Origin of the sequence: Pseudomonas hamedanensis (assembly GCF_014268595.2) — a bacterium.
Lineage (GTDB): Bacteria > Pseudomonadota > Gammaproteobacteria > Pseudomonadales > Pseudomonadaceae > Aquipseudomonas > Aquipseudomonas hamedanensis.
Map to the genome: position 1 here is coordinate 2,693,135 of NZ_CP077091.1, position 26,983 is coordinate 2,720,117.

Genomic DNA, 26,983 nt, shown 5'->3' on the forward strand with positions numbered 1-26,983 from the left:
TCAATTCCCTATGCCGATAATGCGCGCAGAGATAGTGGAGTTGGAGTAATCAGGGCAGCGCACATTGATGCCTACCTGCCTGCTGACGGTCGAAACGGCATTCCATGTCAGGAAAGTTGCTGTCGACGTACCTTCATGAGTAGCCACGGCGACATACAATGCATTCGGGAATACCAGCGGCCATAAATTCAGCTCGCCATTATTGTTATTGCCGGTCTGACTGGCACTGCCGTTAACCCACTGGATGATGACTCCGCCCATCCATGAAGGGAAAACCACATAACCAGAAGTACCCAGTCGCACCATAAATCCAAGTTTGAGTTTTTTAGGGGTAACGATCGATGAATCCGCAGTGCCCGCATTGACCTCGGCCTGAGAGGCAATTTTCGCCGTCCCCACGAACGCCTCTGTCGCTTGCTGAACCTTCCTGGCTATTGCTTGAAAAACCCGCAAGGGTGTCATCAGTTTCGCTGCGTTCGTACCAGCCTCAGCGTCTTCTTGAGCGGCCAGGCTTTCGTTTTGTTTCTTCAGGATTAACGCGTTGATCGCTGATCGAAGCTGCGTGTTATCGCCTTCGTCCGCCGCCACGCCTGAACTTTTGATAACTTCAAGAATTTCCTGCGTTACGCTGTTACCCCAACTTGCAGGGATCAGCGAACCGGGCGTGCCTGTGACGGGATCTTCATCGACAAATCTGCCATTTACCAAACCGGCACTTGGCAAACTTTTTGGGTAATCCATTTTCCATCTCCTTCGTTGAACTTACTTCCCGCCGCATCAGCCGTTAACGCTTGCAAGCCAAAGCGGTACTTTCGGCCTGGAACTCAATACTGGAAAGTTTGGCGAACCGGGCCAGTCGCGCAGCGCCTGGCGATATTCGAGCAGTTCCAGATAGTGCGCGGCCTGGAGGTGGGTGCCGCGCCCCAGCGCCTGCTCGTCACGATGGCGAGTGACCAGCCATTCGGTCGCTACAAGCGATGCCTGACGCCAGGCGCGAGCTGGTGTTGCCGATGCTGGTTCTGCACTGATGGATGTTTGGAGGAGCACTGAGTGTTGCGGGGCCGGCAATGGTTCGTCTGCGGTCGGTAGCGTGTCGAGCGGCGCGCCGACCTCGACCTCCTGGCCATCCGGCACCCGCACCATCGCCTCGACGAAAGACGGAGCAAACAGCTGACCGATCTCGTACTCCCCAGTGTCGATCTGCTCGACGACCACGCCGTTCTCGACCCGTGCATAAATGGCCATTATTCGTACTCCCAGATTTCACAGAAGGCGTTGCCGCCAGCGCCGCTCACTACCGAGGCCGAGGCGTTGACCGAGCAAGCACCACTGCCTCCAGAACCGCGGATTCCTGCGCTGCCAACGGTGTTCGAGCCCGTGAACGGACCGCCTCCATCAAATGCACTGGCGGCTCCGCAGCCGGAGAGCAAGCCCCAATTGGCGTTGCTCATGCCGAATCCACCCGAGACTCCCCGAGCACTGCAAAGATTGCCGCCAGACACGGTTCCTCCAACGCCACCCTGGATGAAGCCGGAAGATGTGCCCGTGACTACGAGCGCAAGCCTTTGTCCACCACCGCCGCCAGAGACGCTCATGTAAGGGCCGAAAGACGCACCTCCGCCCGACAGGCCTGTGGTGTTGCTGACGGCACCACCCGCCCCTAGAGAGATCGGCACCCCCGCGGACATTTGCGCCGTCACGTCATACAGGCTTTGCGCATAGCCCCCTGAGCCACCACCGCCGCCCAGGATCTGACTACCCGCCGGCACCGGCGTACAGCCGCCGCCAGAACCACCCGCGCCGACCAATCGCACGTGAATGCGTTTGGCTCTGGGATTTGGCATGTACAGCGTTATCCCGACCGCTTCAAATTGCCTGACCGCCAGCAGCCGCCCCACCGCATCAGTGATGCCGTAGCCAGCCAAGGTCGTCGGGGTGTTTTTCAGTTTGGTGAAATCGACCAAGGCACCGATCGCGTTGGCCAGTTGATCGGTTTTGCTTTCGTCAGGCGTCAACCCGGCTGCCTTGATCGCGTTGAGAATTTCCTGCGTGACGCTGTTGCCCCACGCAGCGGGAATCAACGAACCCGGCGTTCCGGCGACGGGGTTTTCATCGACGAAGCCGCCGTTGACCAGCCCTACGCCGGGAATGTTTTTTGGATAGTCCACATCAGAACCCTGCACGTTTTACAGGCAGCCGAAGGCCAGCAGCACAAAGGCCACCTGTAAGGTTTTTATTGATGAGTCATACGTCAGACAGTGGGTGAGGCAACACTTTTTGCCGGTGCGGTGGGCCACTCAATGAGCGCCGGGTAACCGACCTGCTGTTCAATCCGGGCCAGGTTCAGTGCATAACGTTTCCACGCCTGCAACAAAGCCAGTTGATCGCCCGTCGCTTCTCCCAAGTCATAGGCGTACTGCAACGGCGCGACCCGAATGACCACCTCGCGCAGATGAGCGTCGCGATCCACGTCGGCCTGCGCCGCCTGGCCTGCCCGCTCGGCTTCGATGTCGAGCACCCAGTCATCATCCTTCCAGAAGTAATAAGTGCTTGGGCGAACCTTGGCCGTAAGGTAATCGGGTAGCGGGCCCAGTTCGGTCCAATAAACATAGGTGCCGTTGTCTTTTCGATAGACGAACCGGTTTCGCAAGTCGATCAATTGCGATGCCTTGCCGTCGCGCCAGACCCATACATAGCCCGGTTCGGCTTCAGGCAACAATTGCGTCAACTCAATCACGTTACCGGGAACCTGAACTCCTATTCCCGGCGTCACCGGCAATTCGATCGGGCCAGTGAGTACCTGGTTTGTTTCGTCCACGACGTAGTAATAAGTCATTGTTCACTTCCTTTTGCTGTTGGGAGAAGCCGCAAACGGCGTCAGATGAGTTTGATTCTGCCGGTATAAGCAATATTGCGCGGGCGCGTTTCCGCGCCGCCGGTGTTTTCGGTGAAACCAAGACTGAAGTTGGCTTGATTGAACAATGCATCAGGTGCACCGCTTGGGGCCGAAACCACCGGCACGCCGAGCATGTCGCTCTTGAGTTCATGCCGATGAGAACGGAACAGGTCGATCTGCCAGCTACCGAGCGAGCGGGCGGGGTCTGCACCTCGGCCTTCGTCGCAGAGCCTGATGAACTCACCGCGGCCCTCCGGCCCACGAAACGTCAAGCTACCGTCGCCGCTGGTCCAGCCGCCTTCCGCCCCTGCTCTGGCGGCCTCGCTTGTCAAGGCACCGGACTGTTGTGCGTGATCCCATAGCCACGGCCAGTCGCTACGACTGAATACAGCACCGTTAAGCGGACCGTATCCGCCGGGGCTCAGTAGTGCGGTTGTTTCGAAGGCAATGCGGCCTAAAGGTGTGCTATCGAAACGTCCGATGGGCCACCAGTTACCGGCCCCGTCACTGCGCAGATGCCACCAGTCCCCGGATCCCATGAGCACGAGAAACGGGTAACCTGCCGGAGCAAGATGAGTGTGAAATCTCACCTTGTCGGTGCCGGCAGCACGCACGACCAGCCGCGAGGAAGAGTTGTCCAGGCGGCGGACGATCACGTCGCGAACGCCGAGGTTTCCATCCGCTGGCGGAAGGCTGATGGTGGTTGCGCCATTGGTTGCATCGACCAGCACCAAGCCGAGTTCCGATGCTGTCAACGCTTTGGAAACCGCGACATTTGTGATTGCCGTGGCCATCGGACTGGCCAGCGCCAATAGCGCTCGTAAGGCCTTGAGCAGTTGGCGATTGTCACCTTCAGCAGGCGTCAGACCCGCGCCGTTGATGACGCTGAGTATTTCTTCGGTGACCGCGTTTCCCCAGACTGCAGGTATTAAGGACCCCGGCGTACCTGCCACGGGATTCTCATCGACGAAACGGCCATCAAGCAGGCCGACGCTGGGGACGCTTTTTGGATAATCCATGGTTTAAGTCCTTGCAAGTACAAACAAACCGTCTGATCGGCGTCCTGTCGTTCGAGTCCAAAGCGATGCCTTGAAAAAAATAAAACCCGCAAGAAGGTGGGTTTTGCTTGCTCCAGAAAAACACGTTCGACGCTCAGTCGCAGACCCTCACGGTCAATGCGCGAATGGCAGCCAGCGCTTCGTCAGCGGCGATACGGGCGAGACTCGAATTGCCTTGTCCAGCCTGCGTACGAATCTGCGCCTTGGCCTTCAAGCGCAAGGTCCGCAGGGTCAGCAAATGGTCGGTCAGTTGATCGGCCTTGCCGAGAATCTGCTCCGCCGCCTGTTTGGCCGTGCGGCCTTTGACAACCCATGCGGCAACGGAAAGCGGCACTTCTTTTTTCGGGTAACTGGCGTCCTGAAAAGCCTGAGCGTCTGCGGCAGCCTGTGCGTACTCCATCGCTTTGAGCGGATCGCCTGCCAATGCGTTGCGAGCGTTGTCGGCGGCAGCGTCGACTTTGGCGCAGAGGCGTTCAGCTTCTTGCAGCTCCAGCTCGGCGACTCTCCCGGCGCTGAGTTGCCACTTTTCACCGTCCCACTCATGGCCTGAGGACGGTTGTGCCGGGCGCAGTCCGTCCTCGAATTGATGCAGTTCATGAATGATCATCATCGGATCAACTCCCAGGAGAAATTCACGTTTACAGCCGCTGCGAAATTGATCGCGATACCGTTGGCGTAGTCGCTAGGGCCGAGGTTTTTGAGGCCCATGCTGAACAACAACTCATCACTCGCCGCATTGGCCGCGCCCCAGGTGTGTTCGGCTTGAAACGTCTGCCACAGCGAGCGCAGCTCGTTATGGTCGAAGCTGGCCGTCAAGGTCGAAACCGTTGTATCGCTGACCAGATTGCTGGAAAAAATCAGCGCACCGCCACCGGGAACGGCCCAGCCGTCCCAATTGCTGGATGTGCCCACAGTCGGGTTGAGATAGCAGTAATTGCCGCCCAGCCAGCCAGGTGTCGCAAACGTCACGGAGGTAATGCCGGTCGGATGCGGCGTCGGGTTGCCAACGACCAGACGGGCTGCGCGCGCATGCGGGTCCAACGGCAGATAGACCACGCCGCTGCCGTTGACGGTCTGCGTCCACGACAACCGGCTACGGTTGTAGATCGGCCGGACCGTCGGTGTGGTGCCCGGCCCGGCGGTCACTACCCAGGCAAGGCAAAGATCCAGCGGCGTCGACTGGAAACCGCCGCCCGCGGCACCGTTGATCGTGCCCTTCAAGCCTTCCGGCGCAGCGTCGTAGATCGTGCCGCGCTGCATGTAAAAAGTCAGCGAGCCAGCGACCACTTGCGCGCGCAGAAAATAGCCCGAATTGGGCAGCAGATCGGCGCTGCTCCAGGCTTGTGTCGTAAAGGTGCGTGAACGTCCTAACTGACCGGCAACGACTTCCTGGCCGAGGCTGACCAATACGCCGGCCAGAATCGATACGCGGCCGCCACTGGTGGCGAAAGCAGTCGCGGTGACCGGCAAGCGGCCGTCTGACGTGGCGACCGTAGCCGCTGGCAATGCGCCGATCGGCAAGGCCGAATCCAGATTCCAGCCTCTGGCCGAAACGTTCTGGATCGCCTGCAACAACTGATCGTATTTCTTCTCGTCCGGCGTCAGGTCTGCCGCCTTGATCACGTTGAGGATTTCCTGAGTAACCCCGTTGCCCCAGTCGGCCGGAATCAACGACCCCGGCGTCCCGGTCAGCGGGTTCTCATCGACAAACTTGCCATTCACCAGCCCGGCGCTGGGCACACTCTTCGGATAATCCATCCTCTTACATCTCCCTAGTCATAGTTGATGTGCACCTTGGTATGCGCCGGTGCACTGCGATGGATCAGGCACTCGAGCGCCGAGCCGGGATTGACGCCGAAGCGCTCGCCCCAATAGCTCGCGCCGTAACGCCGGCCAAGCAGCAAGCGGCCGCCGGTGTTGAGCGTCCACATGAACTGCGCTTCCCAAGTGCCCCAGTGCGCCGAGCCAAACCGTGCGCGGCCCATGCGCGGGGCTTCGTGTTCGGTGATGCTGGCGTTGGGGTAGCCCTGGCTTTTGGCGATGTCGAGGTAGTAACCGACGGCCTGACTGCCGACTGCGAGCAAGCGCCGGCGAACGGCGAGGCGGCGGTCATCGAACAGCGGCGTCGCACCGAGGCACGGGTCGGGCAGCTCCATGACGCGTTCCCAGTCCGGCACCAGTTCGCTGACGCCGGCCGGGTCCATTTCGTTGAGCAGGTCGGCGGCGCGAGCGTCGAGGCGCGCCAGTTCGACGGCGACGCCTTGCAGCACTTCTTCCAGCTCAGGGACACGTTCCGGGTCCCACGCCGGGCCGCTGGGCAGCAAGGCGCGTAACTGCGCCTGATATTGCGCGGCGGTTCTTATGCCCCCCATACGCAGCCTCCAAAGGTGAGCAACTCGCTTTTTCCGGCCGGAACGTCAGCGGCCGGTACGGTGAGGCTGTGATCGTATTCGCCACCGGCGCTGCTGATCGCTTCGCGGATATGGCTGATCAGCAGCGGCACCCCGAGGTCGGCCTCGCGGTTGTGCAGGTCGCGCAGCTGCGCTTCGACGGCGGCGCGCACAGCAGTGGTGTCCGGGTTGACGCTTTTGAAGCGATAAACCACCGGCACCTGGATTGGCCGCTGCACATGCACCTCAGCGGTGACGGGGCGCAACGGTTCGAGGTAGTCCTGAACCTCGGCCAGTTGCTCATCGTTGGGTACCGGTTGCGGATCGTCGTCGCGCATGATGAATACGGTCACCGTACCCGGACCGAGCAAGCCGCCACGGCACCAGGCGCGGGTCACACCCGGCACTTCCAGCGCCCAGGTCTCGTAATCGCTGGCCGCGCCGCCATGAGGAATCACGCGGTAGGAACGGATGACCCGCGAGCGCAGCGACTCCAGGCTTTCGCGCGCCACGCCACCACTCAGACCCGGCGCCAGCACCACGAAACTGCTGCCGACGATGCCGGCAATCGGTTGCACCGGCGTCAGCGTCAGACCGGCATCGGCGTTGCCCAGGCTGCCAGCCTCCAGCGCAGCGATGGTGGTGCTGTTGCTGCCGTTGACCGTGGTGCGCGCGCTGGTCACTTTATAAGTGCGGCCATCGTTCGATTGCAGCAAGGTGTCGACGTCGAGCACCGCGCCGGGTGTCGCGGTAAAACTGACGCTGCCGGTGGCCACTTGCGCGGGTTTGCGCGGCTGATTCAAGCGCAGCGCGGCGATGCGTTCCAGGGTCGATTCATCGGCCTTGTCCGGCAGAATCTGCTCGGCAATCCAGTCGAGATAACCGTACAGGCCATAAGCGGCGCCGCCGAGGGTACGGGCGAGCACTTGCGCATCGGACTGGCGCAGCGAATCGCCGGCCAGGTCGCTTTGGGTGCGCTTGATCAGCACCGGCAGCGAAGGGGTTTCAAACGGCATAGATCACCTGCCAACTGTTATCGGGGTTGATGTCCAGGCGTTCGCCATCGGCCAGGGTCAGGACCGTGCGCAGGTTCAGGCGCTGAGCGTCGAGGCGTTCGCTGATGATGTCGATGGCGCTGCAATGGCCGTCGTCGATCAGCCACTGCAAGGCTTCGCGGGCGTAAAACTCGGCGTCCATTTGCGTCTGTCGGGTCAGCTTGACCCGGCGCAACAGCCACAGCCGCGAGCCGATACGATCGTCGGCGACCGTGGGAAAGGTGTCGCCCCACCAGCCGAAACGCTCCTCGTCATCGAGGGCATCGTCATCGGCGGCGCGGCGCCAGGTGAACAGACTGATGAGTACGGCGCGGGTCAGCGCGGCGTGAAGGTTTTGGCTGATGAACATCACTGGCCTCCGGCCGGCGCGCCGGTCTGGCCGTTGCCAGCCTGTACGCCGACGTGCACGTGTTTGATCTGGCTGATACCGCCAGCGAGTTGGTCGCCCGTGGAAACTATCTTGCCGGTCTGGTTGATGACCGGCGTGTCGAAGTTCACCGCACTGCTGGCGCGGATGTTCAGCGTGGCGGTTTCGATGTCGATGATCCGCCCGCGCTTGAAGTGAATCTTGTCGCCCTCGTCGGTGTAGATCGCCACTTCACCTGCAGCGAGTGCTTGCAGGCGATAACGGCGGTCGGCGATGACCAGGGCGATGGCGTGGGAACGGTCGCCGCCGATGAAGGTGACAACCCCTTCGGCGCCGGCCAGCGGATGGCTGGTGAAACCGTAGGGTTCGAAGTGTTCGAGGTCGTCGTTCACTTCGCCAGCGGTGAGGCGCATTTGCAGCGATTGCAGTTTCGAAGCCGAGTTGGCGAGCACGACAGTGCCGCGCGCCAGCAGGCGTGTCAGTAGGCTCATGGGGTGTCCTTCAAAAAAGGTGGGCGTAACGCGATCAACTGTAGGAGTGAGCCTGCTCGCGATGGCGGCATGGCAGTCGACACTTCTGTGTCTGTTGAATCGCATCGCGAGCAGGCTCACTCCTACAGGGGTAGGCGTAGGGCTCAGGTTTTTTTCGGTGGCATTGGATTGGCATCGAAGGTATGCGGCGGTGCAACCTGCAACGTGGTCACCGAACCCTGCGCCGACAACGAATAGGTGACTTTGGAAATCAGCATGTCGCCATCGAAACCCAGCACCGGATCCTTTACCCGCACCAGGGTGTTGTGGCGCCACAAGTCCCCGTTGCTCTGGCGCCAGCCCTGCACCTGATAGGTAGTGGTTTGCGCCCGGCCCATCCGCGTGGCGCTTTCCCATTGGGCACGCTGCTGCGCCAACTCAAAGGTCAGTTGCGTGCCTTCGTTGATCACCGTGGTGCGTCGTCGCTTGAAGCTCAGATCCGCCGCCGTCGATTCGACTTCACTGGCCGCCGCGCCGCTCTTGGCATCCGAACCCTTCTGCTGGCCGATCACCCGGTATTCGGAGAACACCTGGCTGAAGTCCATCGGCGCATTGGCCGACAAAATGTTCTTGCCCAGTTCCAGCGCATCGCTGGCGCGGCCGCCACTGCCGGGTTTGGCCAGCACCAGTTGGCCTAGCGCGTCATCGGTGGAAAACACCCGCAACAGCGAGAGCAGACGATCGATCGATTGAAACACCGTTTCACCGGGCACGATGGTGTGTTTGGTCAGCCGCGAGGTCTCGGAAATTTCATTGACCACCGTCAGTCCATATTCCCTGGCCAGGTCCTGGACGATGCTCAGCAACGGTTGCTGCTGCCATTGACTGGGCAGGTTGCGGGCTGCGCAATCGACCAGGTCCTGGGTCTTGGAACTGCCTTCGATGGTCAGGCTGATCTGCCGCCCGTCATAGCGGATCGGTGCTTTGAACACGTAGCCGGTGAGCAGCAGATCCTTGCCGATTTTCACTTCGCACGGGTCGCCGGGCCTGATCGGTTTGTCCACCGTCTGCCCCGGCCATTGCCAAGTGATGTCGAGCTTGAAGGTGCGGAACTGACGCTCCAGATCGGCGCTGATTTCGACGCTTTTCCAGCCGCCGTATTCCATGCCGTCGACCGTCAGCGTGACCTGATTATCGCTCTCGTTCATGGCTCACTCCCTGGACACCTTGACGTCGCTTTGCGGCAGGTACAACGGATTGGTCGCGCCGTTGCGCTGAATGACTTCGGTCACTCGCGTGGCATCACCAAACTGTTTGTAGGCAATCACCAGCGCCGGCAGGCTTTCCTGAAACGATTTGCTGACCAGTCGCACGCCGGAAGACGCCACGGCCTTGAGGTGCGCAACCAAGGCATCCTGCACATCGCTGATGGCTTGATAGTGAGCGGGATCGGCCTTGTTCTTCGCCCGTTGCAGCGCCTCGACCAAATCCTTTTGCAGCGCCTGCAAATCGTCCGTGGCCGGGACTTCCTGGCGGGTGACTTGCTGATGGGCCTGCTGATTGACTGTGGGCGTCGACGGCAGTTTCAGCGGACGGGTGGCCACCGGCATCGATGCAACCCACTGCGCCACTTTGACAATCAGCGTGTCCTGCACCAGGTCAGCCATGGCCTGCGCCGCAGCGTTGGTGTCCTTGCCTGTGGTGATCTTCGGTGCATCGGCCTTGCGAATCGCTTCGAGTTGTTGCGACACGTCGGCAATCACGCCACGGTAGCCTTCCCTGGCGAACGCTTTCAGCTCCTGGATATCGCCGAGCAAGCCCTTGAACTCCGCCGCCACTTCCTTGGGCAGCTCTTTCACGGCTTTGACCAGTTCGGTGATTTGCCGGTACTGCTCGATCAGCGGTTTGAGCTGTTCCTTGATCACCTCATAGACGCCGGTGAGACTGTTGCGCAGATTGGTGATGCCGATTCGCGCCGCTTTGATCAACGTCATCGCCTGCTCGAAACGCGCCACCGCCGAACCCAACAGGGTGTCAGCCTTGATCAGCAATACTTTCTGCGTGCTGACGGTCGCGGTCGGAAACGGCAGCGGCTGGTGGGGATAAAACTTCAAGGCAAACGTCACCAACCCGCCGTCCTCGCGGGTGTGGGTCATGTCGCATTCGCCGACCTTGACTTGCAGGCGGCCGAGCCACGGATGCACCAGTTCACCACTGCCCGCCTCCAGCGCCTTGAGCAGCTTGTCGCGCTGCTCGAGGCAATCAGGGCCGATGATGAACGCGGTCAGATCGTGGGTCTTGGCCTGCTGGCCGAGGTCTTCGAAAAACGGCAGGTCGCGTTGCGGGTATTCATGCAACTGACCTTTGCGACCGACCGGGGTTTTCGCCTGATCGATCCAGAAACCGACACCGCGAAAGGATGCCGGCAACAAACGGTCACGCCAGTTCATTGGAACCTCCTGCCGACAGCGAGCGATAGCCTATGCGCGACGACAGCGCCAGGCCCGGTTGATTGGTTTGTGGGGGATCGGTGCGCAACCCGGCCGGCGCATTTTCGAAGCGTACGGTCAGGCCGCCTTCGAGCTGCGTGCGGTTGTTGATTGCGCTTTGTTGAATCAGCGCGCCGGAACTCTGTGGCAGCGAACCACCCTGCAGCGCACCGTTTGCCGATGCTGGAGGGCCTGCGCCGAAGAATGCTGGCGCCAGTTCGCCCTTGCCTTCGGCGTTGGTCTGGCGTTGCGCTTGGGTCAGCGTTTCAACCTTGCCGGTGACCTTGGCGATCAAGCCGGCAAAGCCGCCCTCGAACAACTCTTTGATCGGCGCGATGACGGTTTGCAGCTTTTGCCATAGCTCGCCAAACCACTCGGTGATCGGTCCCCAGTTCTTGACGATCTGCCCCAACGGCGTCCATTCGAACATGGTGTGCAGAAACTCCAGAACCGGCGCGGCCAAGGCTTGCACCACGCCCCACAGTGCCGAAAACACCTCACCGATCGGTTGCCAGTACAGCGCGATCTGTTCCAGCGGCGACCATTCGAACAGGCCTTGAAAGAAGCTTTTGATCTGCTGTGCCGAAGCTTGCAGCGCAGCCCAGAGCGGTTCGAAAAAGCTAACGATGCTGCCCCAGTTGTTGACGATCATCCCCAACGGGGAGAAGTCGAACAACGTGCGGAAAAAGTCCTTGATGACCTGCGCGGCCGGTTGCAACGCGGCCCAGATCGACGCGAAGAATCCGCTGATTGCGCCCCAGTTGCTGATGATCATGCCCAGCGGCGTCCAGTCGAACAAACCTTTGAGGAACGCCATCACCGGCACACTCAAGGCCTTGAGCAGTTCCCAGATTGCCGAGAACAGGCCGGTCAGCGGTCCCCAGTTTTCAATGATCATTCCGGCCGGAGACCAGGAAAACACCGATTGCAAGAAATCCGTCACCGGCGCGGTGACTGCTTTGACCTTGTCCCAAATCCCCGAGAAAAACCCCGTGACCGGTTCCCACAGCGCCGCCAGTGCCGCCAGCGGTCGCCAATCGAGTATCGAGCGCAACGTCGCCATCGCACTCGCACCGGCATTTTTCACGCCCTCCCACAGCCCTGTGAAGAACGCGCTGATCGGCGTCCAGTTGGCCACGATCAAACCGGCGGCCACGGCAATGCCCATGGCGATCAGCATGATCGGGTTGGTCTTGAGCACCATGCTCATCACGTCGAACACTTGCGTGGCGCCCGTCACCGCGGTTTGCATCGCCGAAAAGGCAATGGCACCGGCCGCCAGGCCCTCGACCAGTTTCGGATTGTCGGCAAGCAAGCCGCCGACCTGCGTCAGCATCGGCTCAAGCCCGACCACCAACGCCCCCACCGCTGGCACCAGCGCGGCGTCGACGGCCGCCGAGACCTTTTGCATCGACGCACTGAACACGTTCATGTTTTGCGTGGCTGCCGTTGGCGCGGCGGGCAGGTCGACGGTCTTCGCCGTCTCGCTGACCTCGTTCAATTTGCCCTGGAACGCGGCCGCTGACTTGAGGCCGTCGACAAACGGCGTGATCACGCTGCCGCCCTTGAACAGACCGCTGATGTCCAGCTTGCCGAGGCCGGTCTGCTCAAGGTTTTTCTTGAAGCTCTCGACCTTTACTCGCAGGGCGCCGAGTTTGGGCGACAGTTCATCGATGCCCGTGATCAGCACCGGCGTTTTCACTTTGCTTTCTTCGTCTGCCATCACTGCACCTGCTGCATCGCATTGATCCGTTGCGCGTGCTCCAGCGATTCGCGGAGCACATCCAGTGGCCTGGCCATCATCTGTTCGGGGTCAACCTTCCAGAACCAGGCCAGGTCATAGGCGACTGCGATCAGGTCGGTGATGGCGCCGACGCCGCACTCATGAAAAAACTCGCAACGGCCCAGCTCAGCGCGTTGAGGTCAGCCAGGTCCAGCTGGTTGACCGACGACGGCGGAATGCCGGCGCACACGGCGATGTATTTGGCCGCCACGTCCATGTCGAGGCTGACTTCTTCGCTCTTGTCGATCTTGTACGGCAGCGCCTTGATCGCTCGCACTTCCTGCACCGTCGGACGGCGCAGGACGAGTTCGGTCAAGGGCTCGCCGTGAGCTTCGATCGCAACCTGAAGCTTCACGGCGCCGCTCATTGCCAGGTCCCCTTGATGCCTTCGAATTTCAGCTCGATGGTGGCGTCATCGCCTTTGGAGACTGGCTCTTCGACCAGGTACGCACCGGCCAGCACGTAGACTTTGCCGTTGCTGAATTCGCAGGTGACGGTGATGTCGGTGCCTTCGATCAGCTTCTTCAGCGGGAAGTCGGCGGTGTGCAGCGCGGTCACTTTGAACGACGGCGCAATGTCGGTTTCCTTGTAGAAGCCGGGCACGACGGTTTCGCGTTTGACCGCCATCAGCGGGGCTTCGCAGCCGCCATTGATGGTCAGTTGCGCGCCGTCGACCTTGACGTAGCAGGTGCCTGCAATCAGTTGACCCATGGTGTTTCTCCCTTCAAATAAAAAGCCCACGCGAGGTGGGCTGAATGCTTAACGCCAGACGCGCCCTATCAGGCGGCGTCGTCGTACTGCAGACGGAATTGGTTGAGCAGTGCGAACACGCGCAGACCGTTGATGTAGTCCGGCGGGAACAGCACGTTCACGCGGCTCGGGTCCTGCACGTCGCGCTCGACGATCAGGTGTTCGGCGAACAGCTCGGCGTTTTCGACGTGGCCTTCCAGTTCGAGCTTGGCGTACTGCGCGATCAGCTCACCGCGAATGGTCGCCGGCGTGACGATCGGTTGACCGGCGCCGAAACGGGTGCCGTCGGAAGCCAGTTTGTGCCGGCCATATTTGCTGGTGATCACGCTTTGCAGACGACGCACGATGAACGCCGACTGGTGCATGGTTTCGCTGTCCAGATACGAGTTGTCGGCCTGGCCATAAGCGTTCTTCTGGTAGGTGGTGATCGAACGCTGAATGCGCACGTAACCGCCTTCGTAGTACGCGGTGGCAATGCCGTAATTGAGCAGCGACTGACGCTCGGTCAGGGTGAAGCGCTCGCTGGCCGGTGCCGGATCGACGCCTGGCAGGCTGCCGCTTTGGGTCGGACGGCTGGCATCGGCGGAGATGAACACCGCAGTGCGCGCCGCCAGTGCGGCGGCCTGGACCCAGAACGGTTGCGGCACGCCCGGTTCCAGCGCCTGAATGGTCATGTGTTGATCGTTGCGTGCTTGCCCGGCGGCAACCAGCGTGCCGACGGTGCCGCGCTTGGCACTGTAGACGTGACCGAACAATTGCTTGGCCCACGACCAGCGACCGGTGCTGTCGTCCATGACCGCTTGCCAAGTGTTCAGGGTTGCCAGATCGGACCATGGCAGTGCGATGAATTCGAACGGCTCATCGCCCAGTGCCGCAACGGCGGCGATCTGATCCGGCACGCCGGCGCCGCCGGTCATGGCGGTGATCGCGGTGGTCAGGCCGGCCGGGGTGTCTTCGCCGTTGCTCTTGCCCAGGCGATTGAATTGCAGGCTGATGTCGTTGCCGCTGTCGCCAGTCCATTTGGCCGTCAGCGTGACCACACCTTCGGCAGCTGCAGCGCTGACCGGCAGGTCGGCGGTGGCGTTGATTTTCTGCGCCAGGGCGGTGGCCGCCTGTGCAGCGGTGGCACCGTTGACCACGGTGGCCTGCACACGCACGCCGCCAACATACAGATTGAGCACGCCGGCCTGAGTCGCAGTGCCGGTCAGGGTCAACACGCCCTTGGCAATCGCACCTTCGCTGTTATGCAGCGGCAGGCACCAGATCTCGCCGATCGGGTCGGCCTTGCGGAAGGTCTCGTACATCGAAGCGAGCATCGAGCCTTGGCCGCCGATACTTTTCGCCAGCGCCACGCTGGACACCAGCACCAGTTTGCCGACTTCGCTCGGGGCGATGTTGTCGTTGACCTGGGCGACGATCAAGCGGCGCATGGCCGAGGTCGCGCTATTGGCGGCCGAGTTGTCCATCTCGGCATAGAACAGCGGTACACGAATGTCCGCGGGGATGTTGCTGAATCCGATCGCCATTATTTGGCTCCCTGTGGTTTAGCCGCTTTCGCGGTTTTAATGGTGATATCGCCGTCGGCCAGACGCCGGCGCCACCAGGCGCTGTCCAGCACTTCACGGCCCTCGGCGGGCAGCAGATCGCCCGCCTCCGGGTCAGGCACAACACGGCCAGCGGCCGGCAGTACGGTGATGCGGTTGCTCATGGGGTTACGTCTCCAGAGAAAGTCATTTCCACCCGTCCATCAGGGCCCGGGCGTTTCAGGTTGGGGTCGGCCGGATCGATCGCATCGACCCGCACCGTGGCCCCGGTAAAGGACGACAAACCGTCCAGTTCGCGTTCATGCCAACTCTCCGCAAGCTGGCTCGGCAGATTGCGGCCAAGTTGGAACTCGGCATAAAAGCCCAGCCGGTAGAAGACGCGGCTGCTGTTGATCGAGACCAGCTCACCGCCGTCATAAACGATGGCGCTGTAGTCGGAATCCACTTTGAACCCCACCAATGCGCGCCACAGCTCGGCGCGCAGCTCGTGCAACAGATCCAGCGCTGTTGTCGCGTCGGTTGCGTCAAGCACGAGGACGACTTCAAAGCGCTCGCGGATCGGTTGGGTGATGAGATTTTGAGCGGAGCTGCCACCGGCCAGGTCGGCCAGTGGCAGCACATGGGCCGAGGGTGTCGGCAGATCCGGGTTGCCTTGCAGCAACGCCAGATCGACACCCACCGAAATATGATTGGCAAGCCCAGGGCATTGCCCACGCAGTTGCGTGAGGATCGGGGTGATCTTCATGGGGTGTTCCAATTTTGAAATTGACCACAGGGCCCTGTAGGAGTGAGCCTGCTCGCGATGGCGGGTTTACATCCGAAATCGATATGGCTGACCCACCGCTATCGCGAGCAGGCTCACTCCTACAGGGATTTGCATTGCGGCGAACTCAGGGGGATGCCTTCGAATCCAGGCCCGAAGCATCAATCAGGCAGCGATAGCTGTTTTCGCGATTGCCACTGGCGGTGACCTTGTCGATCGACCAGCGCCCACGCATGAAGTCCGGCCAGGTGTCATCGAGCAATATCAGGCCTTCGGCTGCCAGTCGCGGATCGCCCGGACAGGTGATTTTTACCTTGTACTTCTGGCGCAGCATCTTGCGCACCTCGCCCTCACCGACCGCGATGGCATCGGCTTCGCTGGGCTGCTTCTGGCGCAAGATCTTGAACGGCGCAATTCCGGTTTCGACCCAGCGCAACAACCCGGCCGCCGCATCCCAGAAACACGTCTTGCAGCCCTTGGCCTGCTCACGGGCAGACTCTTCCAGGGTGGCGCTGATGAACGCCGCGTCGCCGGGACGATTGTTGTGGGTGACCGACAAACGCACGTCGGGCAGTACTTGCCCCGACAGCGATTTGGTCTGGCCCGGACGCGCCAGCACGTAGACGTCGCCGTAGGGTTTGGCGACCACGTTGTACTTCTTTGCCAGGCGCGTCAGAAAGCCCATGTCGGTCTCGTTGGACTGGTCGACGTGGGCGATCCTGATCAACGAAACTTCCGGTGCGACACGCGGCGAAAAGCCGTGCCGCTCGACCAGTCCACGAAACAGTCCACCCAGTGTGGTCGGCCCATGACTGGCAGTGCGCCGTTCTTTGAAGCCGGTCTCGTCTGCGGCGCTGAACGGCGCCGCAGTGGCGACCAGGGTCAGGCGAAACGGAAACAGTGTCGGCGTCAGGCGCGTCACTTTGAACAGGCCTTTATCGACCATTCCGGTTTCTCGATAACCGATTTCCAGGCCGATCTTTCCGCCCAGACTCGGCAGCCCTTCAAGGCCCTCAAGGTCGATGGTCAACGTCAGTTGATCTGACTCGAAACCGGCAGCGTCGATGTGCTCCCAACTGATCAGGCGCTGATTGATCAACGCTGAGTTGTCCCCGTAAATGTTTACTGCCGGCGTGAATCCCAGTGCCATGCCACCTCCTTAATCCCAGGCCGATGCCGCTTTGATCACGGCGGGTTTCACATCCAGTTCCGGCAGCACGACCCAGACGCCCGCAGGCAGAACCGGTCCGTATTCGGCAAGGGTCGGGTTGAGCTTCCACAGTGCGTCTTCGGCGGCATCATCGCTGCGCCCGGTTTCCCGGTAGAGCAACAGATTCACCGAATCACCGGCCACGCTTCGTACCTTACGCATTGTTGAACTCCGCCAGTTCGATGACCCAATCGACCACCATTGCCGTGCCGTCATCGATGATCTGGCTTTGGGTTTCCGAAATATTGCTGATTCGCCACAAGCCCCAGTTGCGCCCGATGCCATCGATCAGCGGCAACGGCACGCGCAGCGCCTGCAAGGCGCGCAATTCATCGAGCCGGTCCATGGCCACGGCGTACATCGATTTGCCGGTGATGGTCAGGGTTTGCGGTTTCTGTCCGGTCTGACTGGACTTGGGTTTGCTGGTGAGGATCTGGATTTCGGTCCAGCCGCCGTCCGATTTGCGCGCAAACGAGTGATACGCAAAGTCGCGCGACAGGCCGAAGATGAAACTGCCCAGTGCCATTTGTTGTTTCATGTGGCGGCTCCATCGGTGAGGGCTGCGTCGCGGCGGGTAGCGAGGAGGTTGGACGGCATGATCTGGCCCAATTGCCCCATCGTTGTTTGCACCACCAGATTGGCGAGTGCCTGGGCGCTGGCCAGATCCTGGCCACTGATATTGATGGTGGAATTGAAGGTGACAGGCTGATTGGCGGTTTCGCTGGCAGGTGACACCGGATTTCCCGTCAGCTCTTTACTGACCTGTTCGGGAGAGCGCAGCCGGTCGACTTGCGTTCCCAGCTTGTCGCCCAGTGATTCGCCTATCGCACCACCTGCCATGCTTCCCAGCCAGCCACCAATTGCTGTCCCCACGCCTGGCAGGATCAAAGTGCCCAGCGCTGCACCGACGGCGGCGCCAGCCGACGATCCGGCCAACGATGCACCCGAGGAAACCACTGCGCGGGTATCGCCCTGCATGACGCCGTTCACCAATTCATAACCGGCACTGAGCAAGCGCAGAGGTGGCGCTCTTTTGGCGAGCAATGAACCAGCCTTGGCATACGACCCGGACAACGGAGCCGCAACTGGCGGACGCAAACCCGATGAGCCGCTGAATGACATCAGGCCGCCGGGCATCGATCCACTGCCAGGCAGCAAGGGAGACGCGACTTCAGGCGCACGGGTGAGGTCATTGCCGCGCGTGGCAGCGCCTCGGCCACGGCCCTTACGGCCAGTCCGCGGCTTTGTACCTGCTACACGAGACCCCTGGCCTGCAGACTTTACCTTGGTTGGAGAGCCCTTTTGCGACTCATCATTCGATCCGTCAGCCGGTTCGGCCTTGGACAAATCGGCAATCCATTTGCCAAGGCCTGCGGGTAGCCTGGCCGCCGCACTCTTGAGCACCATGCCACTGAAGTTATCGGCAGCTTTTGCCAGCAAGAGTGCAACAATTGCGCTAAGCCCGGCCGCTGCCGCCGCCAGAACCGAAGCCGTTTTAGGGTTGGCTTCGGCCACCTCGGCCACACCATTAATCTTATCGGTGATGAAGTCCATGCTCGCGCCGGCATTCGGCGCCACGGCTATCGCCAAACGATTGAGACTGGCGTTCAAGGCGTTCCCACTCGATTGAGTGGTGTCCTGCGCCTCACTCGCCGAGCGTTGCACCGAACCTTTGTATTGCGGCTCGAGGCTGTGGGTCGGCCCTTGAAGAGGCAACGGTGAAGGTGCCGCCTGCGTGTCGCCCGACACGTTCATCAGCGACCGCACGCCTTCCCTGCCATAGGACAGCGACTTCAGCAGTGCTGACTGGCTATCGACAGGTTTTGTGGCGGTGATCATCGAAAATGACTTTTCGACCTCCTCCGGTTTTTCCAGCAGTTTGCGCACGCCCTCGTCACCGTTGAACAAGGTTTTGAGCAACGCTGATTGCTGACTGGCCGGTTTTTTCTTCAGCGCTTGCAGCGCCGTGGCCAGGGCTTGCGGCACGTCGTCAGTAAGGGTGTCTGGCTGCAATCCGAGTGACTTCCAGGCAGCACGCTCGGCGGCGGATCCCTTGGCGCCTTTGGCCAGCGCTGCACTGATGGTGTTGACCGAGTTGCCGGCGGCGTTCTTATCCGCATCGGCATTGAGCAACGCTGCCGCAAGGGCCGCCAGGTGTTCGGGAGCAATGCCTGCCGTGATGCCGGCCTCACTGGAGTTTTGCAGCACCGAGCCGATATCGGCCGCCGTGGCTTTGAGGGAGTTTTTGCCCAGATGACTGGTCGCGTCAGCCAGATTGCGGCTTCGCTCACGGTCCAGTTTCAGCGAGGTGCGCCAGGCCGCCAGCATCTCTCCTGCGTCTTTGAGCCCAATTCCGAAGGCCGTCGCGTTGACTGCCGCGTCACGACCGAAGTCCAGCAGTGCCTGTTGTTTCGCATCACCGGTGAGATTGGCCGCCACACCGGACCTTGCTGCGGCATATTCAACGTTTGCCAGATCGACAACAGTGGCCCCACTGGCCGCTACCGATTTTTCAGCGGCCAACTCGAGATTGGCCTGCTCCATGCCCTTGAGGTCGCTACCAATACCCGGGATTTGCCGCAGTTGCGCCATGGCCGATTGCAGCGCCGCGGAAGACTGGAGAAAACCGGGAAGCGGCCGTTGCTCCATCTCTGCCTTTGGCTTGGAAGTCGGTTCGCTCGCGGCCGCGGATGCCGGTGCACTGCCCTTTGAAAGCGACTGCTGTGCGGCCAGCACCTCCCGAAGCTTGATCTGCTCCTTGATCAGCAGCCGGATGTCTTGACCCACATTCACGATTGCCAGTTTCAACTCTGCCAGCGGTTTGGCGAGCGTTTCGCTTGCCGGTTGCCCACTGTCCAGGCCCGTGTCGATGAACATGGTGCTGCCATTGATGTCGGTCAGCCTGAGCGCATATTGACTCTCTGCCATGCCGCTCTACTCCTGTTTCGCGCCAAGGCGAGTGATCGCTATGTCGTAGCGGCGCAACGCCTTTTCGGCGTCCCATTCCAGAATTTCCGCCTCACTTACCGGGTAAATGAGCGGGACGATATCGAGGATTACTTCGATGTCGCGTTCCGAAAGTAGGCCGCCGGCTGGTTTAAAAAATCGTCGATGCGCACCTGCAACTGCGTCCAGTCGGGGACGGTCAACTGGGCCAGATCAGGGATCATCAGGCCGGTGCAATGGGCGGTGATGAACTCGGCGCGTTCGTTGGCCGTTTTCAGTTTCTTCATCACTTTGGTGGCGCGCAGCACGGGCATTTCCAGGCTCAGCGAACTCACGGTACGGCCGGTGATGGCGAGCGGTTGCAGCAGTTGAACGTGATCGGGGTCGGCGGACTTTTCAGCGTCTTCGACCTGCTCGAGAAAGAACGAACTCGGCCGGGTCGACATCTCGTGAACGTACTGCGCAATGCTCACGTAGTCAGGGCGCTTGAGCTGGTCGAGTTCCTTGACCGACAGCCCTGTGGCGAGCAGCGCCAGTTCAAAAAACTGATCGTCTTCATCGTCGCCGGCGCGTTCCAGTGCGTCCTTTTGTGCAGCGTAGAACAGCGGTTTGAGCTGGATCGTTTCGATCTGCGAACCGTCGTCGCCGGTGATCGGCGACAGCAGTTCGTGTTTGGGTGGCATCCACGACATGAATGAATTCCTTGGTGATTGTGGCTATCGCAATCCCTTTGTAGGCCTTCGCCTGCTCGCGATAGCGGTGTGTCAGGCAACGATGATTCGACTGCTCTGACGCCATCGCGAGCAGGCTCACTCCTACAGGGGTTTTGTGGTGATCGGCTTACGGCATCAACACCGCACGCCGTGCATCACCGAGGATGTCGACGCCGTTGAGCACGAACTTTTGCGTGCGCACGTCGATGTCGATCACCGGCACGCCGTTTTCCAGACGGTTGTAGGTGCGGCAGGACAGCTCAAGCGTGGTGATGGCTTTGCCGCCCATTTTCACGGCGTCTTCAGCCAGCGATTTCAGCTTGCCGCCAACGGTGTGGTAGGTAAACCAGGTGTTGCCGTCCTGATCCTGACCGGCCTCACGCACGTTCAGCAGGATGTCGTCGCCCAGCTTCACACCCAGCGCGAGCATGACTTCGGCGCCCATGCCTTGCAGCTTGAGTGTGGCGCCCAAAGCTTTGGCACTCTTGGCCATTTCTTCGATGATGAAACGGCCACCCGTCATGTTCTCCATCTCGAATTCGATTTTCGGCGGAGTGAATTCCTCAACGGTCGCCGACAACGGCAGGCCTTGCAGGGTGGCCGCGATGGCCTGTCTTACGCGGTTGGTAAACATTAGAGAACGTCCTCCAGGAACTGCTCGATGATTTCATCGCGGGCGTTGAGTTGATAAACCATGTGTTCGTTCGGCGCGTAGCGGCCGTAGTCGATGACCACGTACCAGGTGCCGTTCTTGTATTTCTCGACGCTGTTGAGTTCCGGGTGCAGATACACGCTGCCGCCTGGGATGGTTTCGTCGGCGACCAGGGTTTGCAGCCAGTCGTTGATGCGCTTGACCTCCTGATCCATGAACGACTTGGTCAGGTTCTTGGCCATGGCTTTCTGACCAGCCTTCACCAGCTTGCGGCTGATCGCATCTTCGAGGCCGACGTAGCTGATGAACTTGCCGGTGATCGAGCGGTTACCCAGCAGCGAGAAGCCACCGAGCACGGTGCGGGCGTAGTAGCTGACGCCGTAGCGGTTGAGCAGATCGCCTTCGGTAGAGGTGTCGAGGATGTTGTATTCGACGACCCGCGAAACATCTTCGGCGAAGGTCACCTGGTTGCCCGGGCTTTCCCATTGCTTGACCTTGGCCAGCGCGGCAATCGCCAGACTGGACGGTGCAAGGAAGACGTTTTTCTTCGCCGCTTTCGAGTACACCGCTGGCATGTTGTGCACCACCAGGCAACGGTCGAAACCAAGCTCGGCGCCGCCGAGTTCCTGGCTGTACAGCACCTGATCGGCCACCGAAACGTCCTTGCCGTCCAGCACCACACGGGCCTTGATGCGCTTGCCGAACGAGGCGAATTCACCGGCCACCGCTTTGCTGCCGGTAAAGCCCGGCGCGCCGATGATCGTCAGGTCTTCCGGGACGCTGCCCAGTGCGGCCAGACCGAGCTTGCGACCGGTCGCCGGCTCGACGCCGCCAATCACCGCATTGACGGTGTCAGCCGGAGTCGCGCCCGCTTCGACGATGACCACGTACACCGGCACCTTGACTACTTTGAGGATCTGGTAAACCGCGTGGTACAGCGTGCCCTCCTCCGCCCCGCTCGGATCGAGCAGCGCGTGGGTGGTAAAGCTGTTGATGCGAAACGGCGCGTTGCGCGGAATCAGCGGATCGGCGTTCGGCGCGGTGCCGACCAGACCAATGACGTTGTCACCCAGGCCACCCATGGCCTCGGGGGATTCGGTGGCATTGACGGTAATGCCGTTGTGCTCGAAGTTAAGAACCTCAGCCATGTTCAGTCAGCCTTCTTGGCAACGGCCTTTTTGGCCTGGGTGATGGGGGTTTTCAGTGCAAGTCGACCAGCGCTGTGCAAGGCGCTGGCCTCGACGTCGAGCAGATCAAGTTCTTGACCGACGCTCGACCAGTGCCCACCGCCGGTGGGGAATGGGACGAGCACGGTGTAGGTTTGGCGGGTTGCCATTTTTCGTTTCTCCATAAACGGGAAAGCCCCTCAGAGGGAGGGGCTTTGGCGGGTTGTAGGTACTTTATGCATGCCGAAAAAAGCCCCGGCGATACGGGGCGATCAGTACGGGTCTGTAAACACGGTTGAGAGTGAATCTGGCCAACCCTCACCAAGCATGTCGTCGGTGTAGGTGCCAGCCTCTAGCGATCTGAGGAGATCCAGCTCTTTATCGAAACAGGCCTGCACATGCGCGCGGACTGCCTTGGCAATCGAGAGAATCTGAATCGCGCGTAATTCCACGAAACCGTTGAGCGTTTTGAAATTGCAGGCATATTCAGGATCGATAACGGCCGAAAGACAGGTGCTGGCAATCAATGCCTGACTGTCGCGTGTTGTTTCGACTTTCAATCCCTCTACGGCGATACCACGCGTTTCATGCAGAAACCGAGTTGCCGCGAACAGTTCGGGATAATTCGGCTCCGCTACGGCAAACGGTACTTTGACGACTTGCCCATCCACCCATTTCCAAGCGCCGGTTTGATCGGTTCTGGTCGCCAGGAAAAGTTCATCGCTCAGTTCGATCGCTTCCTCAGGAATGACTGAGTGCAGGGCCGAGTCATAACGCCCGGTCAACTCACCGGTCTCATTAAATGTTGCAAACTTCATAGTTGCCCCTCGACTGTTTTTGCTTCAACGGCCTATCGCCAGAAAATAGAATTGCGCCGGAGTAGGCCCAATGTTGCGAATGGTCACGTTGGCCTTACTTTGAGCCCGGACCTGCCCGATATAGGTCGAGCCCGTCGGCGCATCCACTGCCGCGTTGGGATACGTTGTGAATACTGCTGGCACATACAGCGGAAACGCTACGGGAAAAGCCTGCAGATAATTCGCCCCGGATGCGATTGCGTTGGTCATCCCCCACTGGATGATCAAACCTCCGAGCCACGTTGGAAATACGACGTAGCTGCTGCCCAGGTTCTCGGAAATGCCAATTGAAAATCCCCAGCGCATTTTTTTGGGAGTGACGACAGTTTTGTCATCAGTGCCAGACTCAGTCTGGGCCTGGGTGGCGATCTTTGCCGTCCCTTGATTCAGTTCAGTCGCTTGCTCCGCGATTACAGCCAACGCGGCTATATCGATGTTTCCCTGATTGACCGCAGCATTCCAGGCTTTGATGCACCACATGACGGCGATGTTGCGGGGGCGGGTTTCCGTAGCAGAGCCAAGGTTATAAGTTCTGACGCTACCAATTGGCAGCTCGGCGTTATCCCCCCCGAATGTGGAGCGCAACGCCCAATCCGCCGTCGTATCCTTCAACACAACGGATGGAATTTCTCCGTTTGGATCAACGGACTGCCCGCCTCCGGAGCCCGTTGGAAGATAATGACTGTGCGTCTTTAAGGTATCGGTTTGCCAACTGCCAATTGCTCGTCCGGTATCAACCCCACGCCCATGATCCCAACCCCGCAAAAACTCCCCACGCGCTTCAGGCAGCCGGAAATTTCCAACCCCCTCATCACCCTTGTTGAACTTGTCACCTAGATAAGCGCTCAAGTCCGGGTAAGTCGCGCTGCTCTTGACGCTGTTATCCAGCTCCAGAAAACCCGGCGGTGGCGCCTCTACCGGGAACGCCACGATCGATCCCACCGGTAGCGCCGAAGCCTTGGCAATCAGCGCTTCAACTTCAGCCTTGGTATACGAATCCTTGATACCAAACCCGGCCAGCGTCTCAGGATTGGCCCCGGCCGTAGCGCGGCCATATTCATCAACGGTCAGGCTTTTGTAAGTCCCGGCAGCAATCCCGGTGCGCCCTGCGAGCATCTTGAACGTCAGCGCGGTCGTGCCGAGGGTGATCGGCGCATTCGTGGTCAGGTGCCACAGCGAATCTCCGTTCGCCGTGCCCTCCTCGACCATGACCGTCAGGCCCGGTGTGACCTTGGCGCTGGAGTTGGCATCGGTCGCCCGCAGCCAGTCACCATTGGCGACGATCCACAGACCGTTGTCTTTTGCTAACGTCTGACCCGGCAGCAACACGCGGTCACCGGCCACCACCGCGACGCCATCAATCTGCTGCGCCCCCTTCAACGGGACGTTGCCCGTTGCCGCAACGCGCACCGATTGCTTGCCATCAAGTTTGCCGAGTTCTTCGGCCAGATAACTCATGACCCAGGCACGCGTGGCTTTGACCACGGTGTCATCGATCGACAACGTCACCAAGGACGCATTGCTGGTCTCGAAGATCGAGCGAATGTAGAACTCTTTACCCGAACCGGAGCTGGCCAACACCGGTTTGAACGACTCCGGGTATTTGACGATGGCGTAGAGGATGCCGGTGTCGGTCCACAGCCCGGCTTCACGCACGTACCAACCGCCGACGTCCGGCGGGATGGTGACTTCGGCGAGCAGCCAGCTCGGATTTTTCTCGTCCTGGAACAGTGCATTGAGCGGTCCGCGCCAGACTTCGCGTTTCAGCGCGGTGGCGGTTGCGGCCGGGTTGTAGACCCCGCCCTCGCCGCCGTCTCCGACGGAAATCTGTGTCAGCTTGATCGGCACGCCCGCGGCCTTGCATGCCGTTTCGTAGGCAATCCCTGCGTTGGTGAGCAGGGTGTAGTAGTCAGCCATTCAGGCCCCCTGAGGATAAATAGTGGATGTTTCGACGGTGTACAGCGCCGCCGCCATGAACGCTTCACCTGAGGCTTCAAGCCCTTCGATGAACACCGGATAAACCGTGGTCAGTTCGCCGCAGAACGTCGCGGCAGCGATGACGTGATTGCCGAACGCGCTAAGGCCGACCGAAACCGACAGCACGTCCCGTTCGCTTTTCGCATCGGCCAGGCGTCGGTCGAGACGGGCATCGATGGCTTCGCTGTAGGGTTGTTCGCTGAAGGCGCGCACTGAAAAGCTGTACGGCGCGCCGGGGGGTGTCTGTTCGTACCAGGCGCGGATTTCCGGGCGCAGTTGCAAGCCTTTGGCAGCGTTCTCCAGCGCTGTGCAGGTGCCGGCCTGGCGTGCAGTGGGCCAGGCCAGCTCGACGGTCAGGCGTTTTTCCGCTTCCGGTGCGTCTGTGCTCCATTCGGCGACGCCACGATCGGCGGCCAGATACGGCAGAAAGGCGACCGGCGTTTCGCTGGGGTTCATCAGTTCGGGGAATGGCGGTGCGATGCGGTCAAGCAAGGCGCCGAATCCCAGATCCAGAGCGCGCTCGAGTGGCGAGCTGTTGGCCGGCAGCAAGGTTGGCCGCTGAGTTTTTTCACTCATAGGGTCAGCACCTCGACTTCGACCGCTGTGCAGTACGGTGCCTGAAAGGCATTGGTGATGATCGGCGCCAGCGGTTCGATAATTTGGAGTTGCACGGCGCCGGCGCTGTGCAGTGTGTAGTCGATCCAGCTCGGATCGACCCGGCCTTCGAGGCGATGGCAACTGTCGGCGTAGGCCTGCAATTGCGCTTGCGCAGCGACTTGCGTCAGGCCCGAATCGGGACCCGAATTGATCTTCGCGACGACGCGGATTTTGTAGCGTTGAATGTCAGCGGCCTTGACGGTGACGAGGTCGGTCTCAGGGCGCACGTCGGGTCGAGCGAAGTGTTGGCGCACGCCCTCCAGCAGTGCTTCGGAAGGTGTGCCATCGCCTTCGCGGGCAAGCACTGTGACCTGAACTTCGCCCGGCGCCGTGCGGCGCCCGTTGCCATCCTTGACTTGCGCAGCGAGGCCGTCCGGGTTGAAGGTGTAGGTGACATTCACCACACCGGCATCGCTGGACTCAACCTTCACCGTTGGCCGCTCACCGAGGGTGAACACCTCGCGGCGATATTGCATGCGCGAGCCGGCGGCCGGTGCATGGGGCGCCAGGTAATAACGCAGACGGGCATCGTCGTCACTTTCATAAATGGCGGGCACTGGCGGGAAGGCTGCCGGGTCGCCGGGATCGAGTAATTGTCGCTCCAGGCCCATGTCCGCCAGCCGTGCATCCAGATTGCTGCCGGTCGCCCACCAAGCCAGCATCTGCTTGATGCGCGCGTTGTATTTGCGCTCGTGGGTTTGCAGCCGCACGCAGAACGCTTCCAGTGCAAGGGTCAGCAGTTCGCTTTCGTTTTCCAGGCTGGTCTTGAGTTTCGCGGCACTGTCCGGCGAGCGTACCGCGACGTACTCGACGACGAAGGCCTTGAATTCGGCGAGCAGCTCTTCGAAGGCATCGACCTTGATCAGCGCCGGTTCAGCCAATTGGTTCTGGCCGGGAATCAACATGCTCATGTCACGACCTCGAAGGTTTGTTGGCGGTTTTTCCAGGTGCCGGCGAAACGCAGGAGCAGACCGGCGCCCTGGCGGCTGGCGACGATCACTTGCGGTTGAAAATCGCCGATGCCGTTTTGTGCGTTGTAGAACGCTTGCGCTGCGTGACTCTGCGCCAGCAGCAGGACGTCATCGCCGAGGTTCTGCCCCAGCAGCGTGGGGATCAGCGAACCATATAAAGGCCGTTTTTGCCGGGTGCCCAGCGGTGTGGTCAGGGCTCGGGTCGCGCGCTGCACAAACTGCAGCCAGTCGTCGACCGTGGCCCCGCTGTCTCTATCGATTCCGATCAT

The 26,983-nt window shown here is 60.6% G+C and carries 32 protein-coding genes; all 32 read right to left on the bottom strand.

Features of this window, described 5'->3' with window-relative positions; translation table 11 throughout:
* A complete protein-coding gene (locus HU739_RS11660) occupies window positions 1-741 on the bottom strand; it encodes a gp53-like domain-containing protein (RefSeq protein WP_186550284.1) in 741 nt (246 codons plus the stop codon).
* A 36-nt stretch (window positions 742-777) separates the two neighbouring features.
* The gene (locus tag HU739_RS11665) at window positions 778-1,245 is read right to left on the bottom strand and encodes a phage tail assembly chaperone (RefSeq protein WP_186550282.1); all 468 of its coding nucleotides are present in this window, start codon (window positions 1,243-1,245) and stop codon (window positions 778-780) included.
* Window positions 1,245-2,168 (bottom strand): hypothetical protein, encoded by a 924-nt coding sequence (locus tag HU739_RS11670; protein WP_186550280.1) that lies wholly within the window; start codon window positions 2,166-2,168, stop codon window positions 1,245-1,247. The genes HU739_RS11665 and HU739_RS11670 overlap by 1 nt, the downstream gene beginning before the upstream one ends.
* Before the next feature lie 83 nt (window positions 2,169-2,251).
* Window positions 2,252-2,836 carry a tail fiber assembly protein gene (locus tag HU739_RS11675; RefSeq protein ID WP_186550278.1) on the bottom strand — a complete coding sequence of 195 codons (585 nt, stop codon included), beginning with the start codon at window positions 2,834-2,836 and terminating at the stop codon, window positions 2,252-2,254.
* A gap of 41 nt (window positions 2,837-2,877) precedes the next feature.
* Window positions 2,878-3,915 carry a phage tail protein gene (locus HU739_RS11680; RefSeq protein WP_186550276.1) on the bottom strand — a complete coding sequence of 346 codons (1,038 nt, stop codon included), beginning with the start codon at window positions 3,913-3,915 and terminating at the stop codon, window positions 2,878-2,880.
* Between the two features lie 133 nt (window positions 3,916-4,048).
* On the bottom strand, window positions 4,049-4,564 hold the full coding sequence (locus HU739_RS11685; protein ID WP_186550273.1) for a phage tail protein: 516 nt from the start codon (window positions 4,562-4,564) through the stop codon (window positions 4,049-4,051).
* Window positions 4,561-5,712, bottom strand: a complete 1,152-nt coding sequence (locus HU739_RS11690) for a phage tail protein (RefSeq protein ID WP_186550271.1) — start codon at window positions 5,710-5,712, stop codon at window positions 4,561-4,563. The genes HU739_RS11685 and HU739_RS11690 overlap by 4 nt, the downstream gene beginning before the upstream one ends.
* Window positions 5,713-5,726: 14 nt before the next feature.
* Entirely contained in the window at window positions 5,727-6,326 is a 600-nt protein-coding gene (locus HU739_RS11695) for a YmfQ family protein (protein ID WP_186550269.1), read from the bottom strand.
* Window positions 6,314-7,360, bottom strand: a complete 1,047-nt coding sequence (locus tag HU739_RS11700; RefSeq protein WP_186550267.1) for a baseplate J/gp47 family protein — start codon at window positions 7,358-7,360, stop codon at window positions 6,314-6,316. Before HU739_RS11700 ends, HU739_RS11695 begins: the two co-directional genes overlap by 13 nt.
* Window positions 7,350-7,748 carry a phage GP46 family protein gene (locus HU739_RS11705; protein ID WP_102355692.1) on the bottom strand — a complete coding sequence of 133 codons (399 nt, stop codon included), beginning with the start codon at window positions 7,746-7,748 and terminating at the stop codon, window positions 7,350-7,352. Before HU739_RS11705 ends, HU739_RS11700 begins: the two co-directional genes overlap by 11 nt.
* Complete coding sequence (locus HU739_RS11710) at window positions 7,748-8,257, bottom strand: phage baseplate assembly protein V (RefSeq protein ID WP_041478093.1); 510 nt, start codon at window positions 8,255-8,257, stop codon at window positions 7,748-7,750. The genes HU739_RS11705 and HU739_RS11710 overlap by 1 nt, the downstream gene beginning before the upstream one ends.
* Before the next feature lie 143 nt (window positions 8,258-8,400).
* Entirely contained in the window at window positions 8,401-9,444 is a 1,044-nt protein-coding gene (locus tag HU739_RS11715) for a phage baseplate assembly protein (RefSeq protein ID WP_186550265.1), read from the bottom strand.
* A gap of 3 nt (window positions 9,445-9,447) precedes the next feature.
* Entirely contained in the window at window positions 9,448-10,686 is a 1,239-nt protein-coding gene (locus tag HU739_RS11720; protein ID WP_186550263.1) for a DNA circularization protein, read from the bottom strand.
* The gene (locus tag HU739_RS11725; RefSeq protein WP_186550261.1) at window positions 10,673-12,448 is read right to left on the bottom strand and encodes a phage tail tape measure protein; all 1,776 of its coding nucleotides are present in this window, start codon (window positions 12,446-12,448) and stop codon (window positions 10,673-10,675) included. The genes HU739_RS11720 and HU739_RS11725 overlap by 14 nt, the downstream gene beginning before the upstream one ends.
* A 130-nt stretch (window positions 12,449-12,578) precedes the next feature.
* Window positions 12,579-12,875 carry a phage tail assembly protein gene (locus HU739_RS11730; RefSeq protein WP_007908778.1) on the bottom strand — a complete coding sequence of 99 codons (297 nt, stop codon included), beginning with the start codon at window positions 12,873-12,875 and terminating at the stop codon, window positions 12,579-12,581.
* A complete protein-coding gene (locus tag HU739_RS11735) occupies window positions 12,872-13,219 on the bottom strand; it encodes a phage tail tube protein (protein WP_007908779.1) in 348 nt (115 codons plus the stop codon). The genes HU739_RS11730 and HU739_RS11735 overlap by 4 nt, the downstream gene beginning before the upstream one ends.
* Window positions 13,220-13,287: 68 nt before the next feature.
* Window positions 13,288-14,784: a phage tail sheath subtilisin-like domain-containing protein gene (locus tag HU739_RS11740; protein WP_186550259.1), complete on the bottom strand. Its 1,497-nt coding sequence runs from the start codon at window positions 14,782-14,784 to the stop codon at window positions 13,288-13,290.
* Window positions 14,784-14,966, bottom strand: a complete 183-nt coding sequence (locus HU739_RS11745; protein WP_186550257.1) for a DUF2635 domain-containing protein — start codon at window positions 14,964-14,966, stop codon at window positions 14,784-14,786. Before HU739_RS11745 ends, HU739_RS11740 begins: the two co-directional genes overlap by 1 nt.
* Complete coding sequence (locus tag HU739_RS11750) at window positions 14,963-15,547, bottom strand: phage tail terminator protein (protein WP_186550255.1); 585 nt, start codon at window positions 15,545-15,547, stop codon at window positions 14,963-14,965. The genes HU739_RS11745 and HU739_RS11750 overlap by 4 nt, the downstream gene beginning before the upstream one ends.
* 145 nt (window positions 15,548-15,692) lie before the next feature.
* On the bottom strand, window positions 15,693-16,715 hold the full coding sequence (locus HU739_RS11755; protein ID WP_186550252.1) for a phage late control D family protein: 1,023 nt from the start codon (window positions 16,713-16,715) through the stop codon (window positions 15,693-15,695).
* Between the two features lie 9 nt (window positions 16,716-16,724).
* Window positions 16,725-16,937: a tail protein X gene (locus tag HU739_RS11760; protein WP_186550250.1), complete on the bottom strand. Its 213-nt coding sequence runs from the start codon at window positions 16,935-16,937 to the stop codon at window positions 16,725-16,727.
* Window positions 16,930-17,313: a phage tail protein gene (locus HU739_RS11765; protein ID WP_186550248.1), complete on the bottom strand. Its 384-nt coding sequence runs from the start codon at window positions 17,311-17,313 to the stop codon at window positions 16,930-16,932. The genes HU739_RS11760 and HU739_RS11765 overlap by 8 nt, the downstream gene beginning before the upstream one ends.
* Window positions 17,310-19,703, bottom strand: coding sequence for a phage tail tape measure protein (locus HU739_RS11770; RefSeq protein WP_186550246.1), 2,394 nt, complete (start codon window positions 19,701-19,703; stop codon window positions 17,310-17,312). The genes HU739_RS11765 and HU739_RS11770 overlap by 4 nt, the downstream gene beginning before the upstream one ends.
* Before the next feature lie 128 nt (window positions 19,704-19,831).
* Window positions 19,832-20,413, bottom strand: a complete 582-nt coding sequence (locus HU739_RS11775) for a phage tail assembly protein (protein ID WP_186550244.1) — start codon at window positions 20,411-20,413, stop codon at window positions 19,832-19,834.
* Between the two features lie 148 nt (window positions 20,414-20,561).
* On the bottom strand, window positions 20,562-21,068 hold the full coding sequence (locus HU739_RS11780; protein ID WP_186550242.1) for a phage major tail tube protein: 507 nt from the start codon (window positions 21,066-21,068) through the stop codon (window positions 20,562-20,564).
* Window positions 21,068-22,234, bottom strand: a complete 1,167-nt coding sequence (locus HU739_RS11785; protein ID WP_090282035.1) for a phage tail sheath protein — start codon at window positions 22,232-22,234, stop codon at window positions 21,068-21,070. The genes HU739_RS11780 and HU739_RS11785 overlap by 1 nt, the downstream gene beginning before the upstream one ends.
* Before the next feature lie 2 nt (window positions 22,235-22,236).
* Window positions 22,237-22,422: a hypothetical protein gene (locus HU739_RS11790; RefSeq protein ID WP_186550240.1), complete on the bottom strand. Its 186-nt coding sequence runs from the start codon at window positions 22,420-22,422 to the stop codon at window positions 22,237-22,239.
* A gap of 102 nt (window positions 22,423-22,524) precedes the next feature.
* On the bottom strand, window positions 22,525-23,070 hold the full coding sequence (locus tag HU739_RS11795; RefSeq protein ID WP_186550238.1) for a DUF4376 domain-containing protein: 546 nt from the start codon (window positions 23,068-23,070) through the stop codon (window positions 22,525-22,527).
* Window positions 23,071-23,094: 24 nt separating this feature from the next.
* The gene (locus HU739_RS11800; RefSeq protein WP_186550236.1) at window positions 23,095-25,026 is read right to left on the bottom strand and encodes a phage tail-collar fiber domain-containing protein; all 1,932 of its coding nucleotides are present in this window, start codon (window positions 25,024-25,026) and stop codon (window positions 23,095-23,097) included.
* Entirely contained in the window at window positions 25,027-25,662 is a 636-nt protein-coding gene (locus tag HU739_RS11805; protein ID WP_186550234.1) for a phage tail protein I, read from the bottom strand.
* Entirely contained in the window at window positions 25,659-26,654 is a 996-nt protein-coding gene (locus HU739_RS11810) for a baseplate J/gp47 family protein (protein WP_186550232.1), read from the bottom strand. The genes HU739_RS11805 and HU739_RS11810 overlap by 4 nt, the downstream gene beginning before the upstream one ends.
* On the bottom strand, window positions 26,651-26,983 hold the full coding sequence (locus HU739_RS11815; RefSeq protein ID WP_186550230.1) for a phage baseplate protein: 333 nt from the start codon (window positions 26,981-26,983) through the stop codon (window positions 26,651-26,653). The genes HU739_RS11810 and HU739_RS11815 overlap by 4 nt, the downstream gene beginning before the upstream one ends.

Bases quoted from the DNA above. Each gene is read 5' to 3' on its own strand.
- HU739_RS11755 (WP_186550252.1), bottom strand. From the start codon at position 16,715: ATGGCACTGGGATTCACGCCGGCAGTAAACATTTACGGGGACAACTCA.
- HU739_RS11760 (WP_186550250.1), bottom strand. From the start codon at position 16,937: ATGCGTAAGGTACGAAGCGTGGCCGGTGATTCGGTGAATCTGTTGCTC.
- HU739_RS11680 (WP_186550276.1), bottom strand. From the start codon at position 3,915: ATGGATTATCCAAAAAGCGTCCCCAGCGTCGGCCTGCTTGATGGCCGT.
- HU739_RS11780 (WP_186550242.1), bottom strand. From the start codon at position 21,068: ATGTTTACCAACCGCGTAAGACAGGCCATCGCGGCCACCCTGCAAGGC.
- HU739_RS11675 (WP_186550278.1), bottom strand. From the start codon at position 2,836: ATGACTTATTACTACGTCGTGGACGAAACAAACCAGGTACTCACTGGC.
- HU739_RS11805 (WP_186550234.1), bottom strand. From the start codon at position 25,662: ATGAGTGAAAAAACTCAGCGGCCAACCTTGCTGCCGGCCAACAGCTCG.
- HU739_RS11810 (WP_186550232.1), bottom strand. From the start codon at position 26,654: ATGAGCATGTTGATTCCCGGCCAGAACCAATTGGCTGAACCGGCGCTG.
- HU739_RS11730 (WP_007908778.1), bottom strand. From the start codon at position 12,875: ATGAGCGGCGCCGTGAAGCTTCAGGTTGCGATCGAAGCTCACGGCGAG.
- HU739_RS11775 (WP_186550244.1), bottom strand. From the start codon at position 20,413: ATGTCGTGGATGCCACCCAAACACGAACTGCTGTCGCCGATCACCGGC.
- HU739_RS11725 (WP_186550261.1), bottom strand. From the start codon at position 12,448: ATGGCAGACGAAGAAAGCAAAGTGAAAACGCCGGTGCTGATCACGGGC.
- HU739_RS11795 (WP_186550238.1), bottom strand. From the start codon at position 23,070: ATGAAGTTTGCAACATTTAATGAGACCGGTGAGTTGACCGGGCGTTAT.
- HU739_RS11790 (WP_186550240.1), bottom strand. From the start codon at position 22,422: ATGGCAACCCGCCAAACCTACACCGTGCTCGTCCCATTCCCCACCGGC.
- HU739_RS11705 (WP_102355692.1), bottom strand. From the start codon at position 7,748: ATGTTCATCAGCCAAAACCTTCACGCCGCGCTGACCCGCGCCGTACTC.
- HU739_RS11735 (WP_007908779.1), bottom strand. From the start codon at position 13,219: ATGGGTCAACTGATTGCAGGCACCTGCTACGTCAAGGTCGACGGCGCG.
- HU739_RS11815 (WP_186550230.1), bottom strand. From the start codon at position 26,983: ATGATCGGAATCGATAGAGACAGCGGGGCCACGGTCGACGACTGGCTG.
- HU739_RS11785 (WP_090282035.1), bottom strand. From the start codon at position 22,234: ATGGCTGAGGTTCTTAACTTCGAGCACAACGGCATTACCGTCAATGCC.
- HU739_RS11750 (WP_186550255.1), bottom strand. From the start codon at position 15,547: ATGAAGATCACCCCGATCCTCACGCAACTGCGTGGGCAATGCCCTGGG.
- HU739_RS11695 (WP_186550269.1), bottom strand. From the start codon at position 6,326: ATGGGGGGCATAAGAACCGCCGCGCAATATCAGGCGCAGTTACGCGCC.
- HU739_RS11660 (WP_186550284.1), bottom strand. From the start codon at position 741: ATGGATTACCCAAAAAGTTTGCCAAGTGCCGGTTTGGTAAATGGCAGA.
- HU739_RS11720 (WP_186550263.1), bottom strand. From the start codon at position 10,686: ATGAACTGGCGTGACCGTTTGTTGCCGGCATCCTTTCGCGGTGTCGGT.
- HU739_RS11740 (WP_186550259.1), bottom strand. From the start codon at position 14,784: ATGGCGATCGGATTCAGCAACATCCCCGCGGACATTCGTGTACCGCTG.
- HU739_RS11665 (WP_186550282.1), bottom strand. From the start codon at position 1,245: ATGGCCATTTATGCACGGGTCGAGAACGGCGTGGTCGTCGAGCAGATC.
- HU739_RS11765 (WP_186550248.1), bottom strand. From the start codon at position 17,313: ATGAAACAACAAATGGCACTGGGCAGTTTCATCTTCGGCCTGTCGCGC.
- HU739_RS11745 (WP_186550257.1), bottom strand. From the start codon at position 14,966: ATGAGCAACCGCATCACCGTACTGCCGGCCGCTGGCCGTGTTGTGCCT.
- HU739_RS11710 (WP_041478093.1), bottom strand. From the start codon at position 8,257: ATGAGCCTACTGACACGCCTGCTGGCGCGCGGCACTGTCGTGCTCGCC.
- HU739_RS11690 (WP_186550271.1), bottom strand. From the start codon at position 5,712: ATGGATTATCCGAAGAGTGTGCCCAGCGCCGGGCTGGTGAATGGCAAG.
- HU739_RS11700 (WP_186550267.1), bottom strand. From the start codon at position 7,360: ATGCCGTTTGAAACCCCTTCGCTGCCGGTGCTGATCAAGCGCACCCAA.
- HU739_RS11770 (WP_186550246.1), bottom strand. From the start codon at position 19,703: ATGGCAGAGAGTCAATATGCGCTCAGGCTGACCGACATCAATGGCAGC.
- HU739_RS11685 (WP_186550273.1), bottom strand. From the start codon at position 4,564: ATGATGATCATTCATGAACTGCATCAATTCGAGGACGGACTGCGCCCG.
- HU739_RS11715 (WP_186550265.1), bottom strand. From the start codon at position 9,444: ATGAACGAGAGCGATAATCAGGTCACGCTGACGGTCGACGGCATGGAA.
- HU739_RS11800 (WP_186550236.1), bottom strand. From the start codon at position 25,026: ATGGCTGACTACTACACCCTGCTCACCAACGCAGGGATTGCCTACGAA.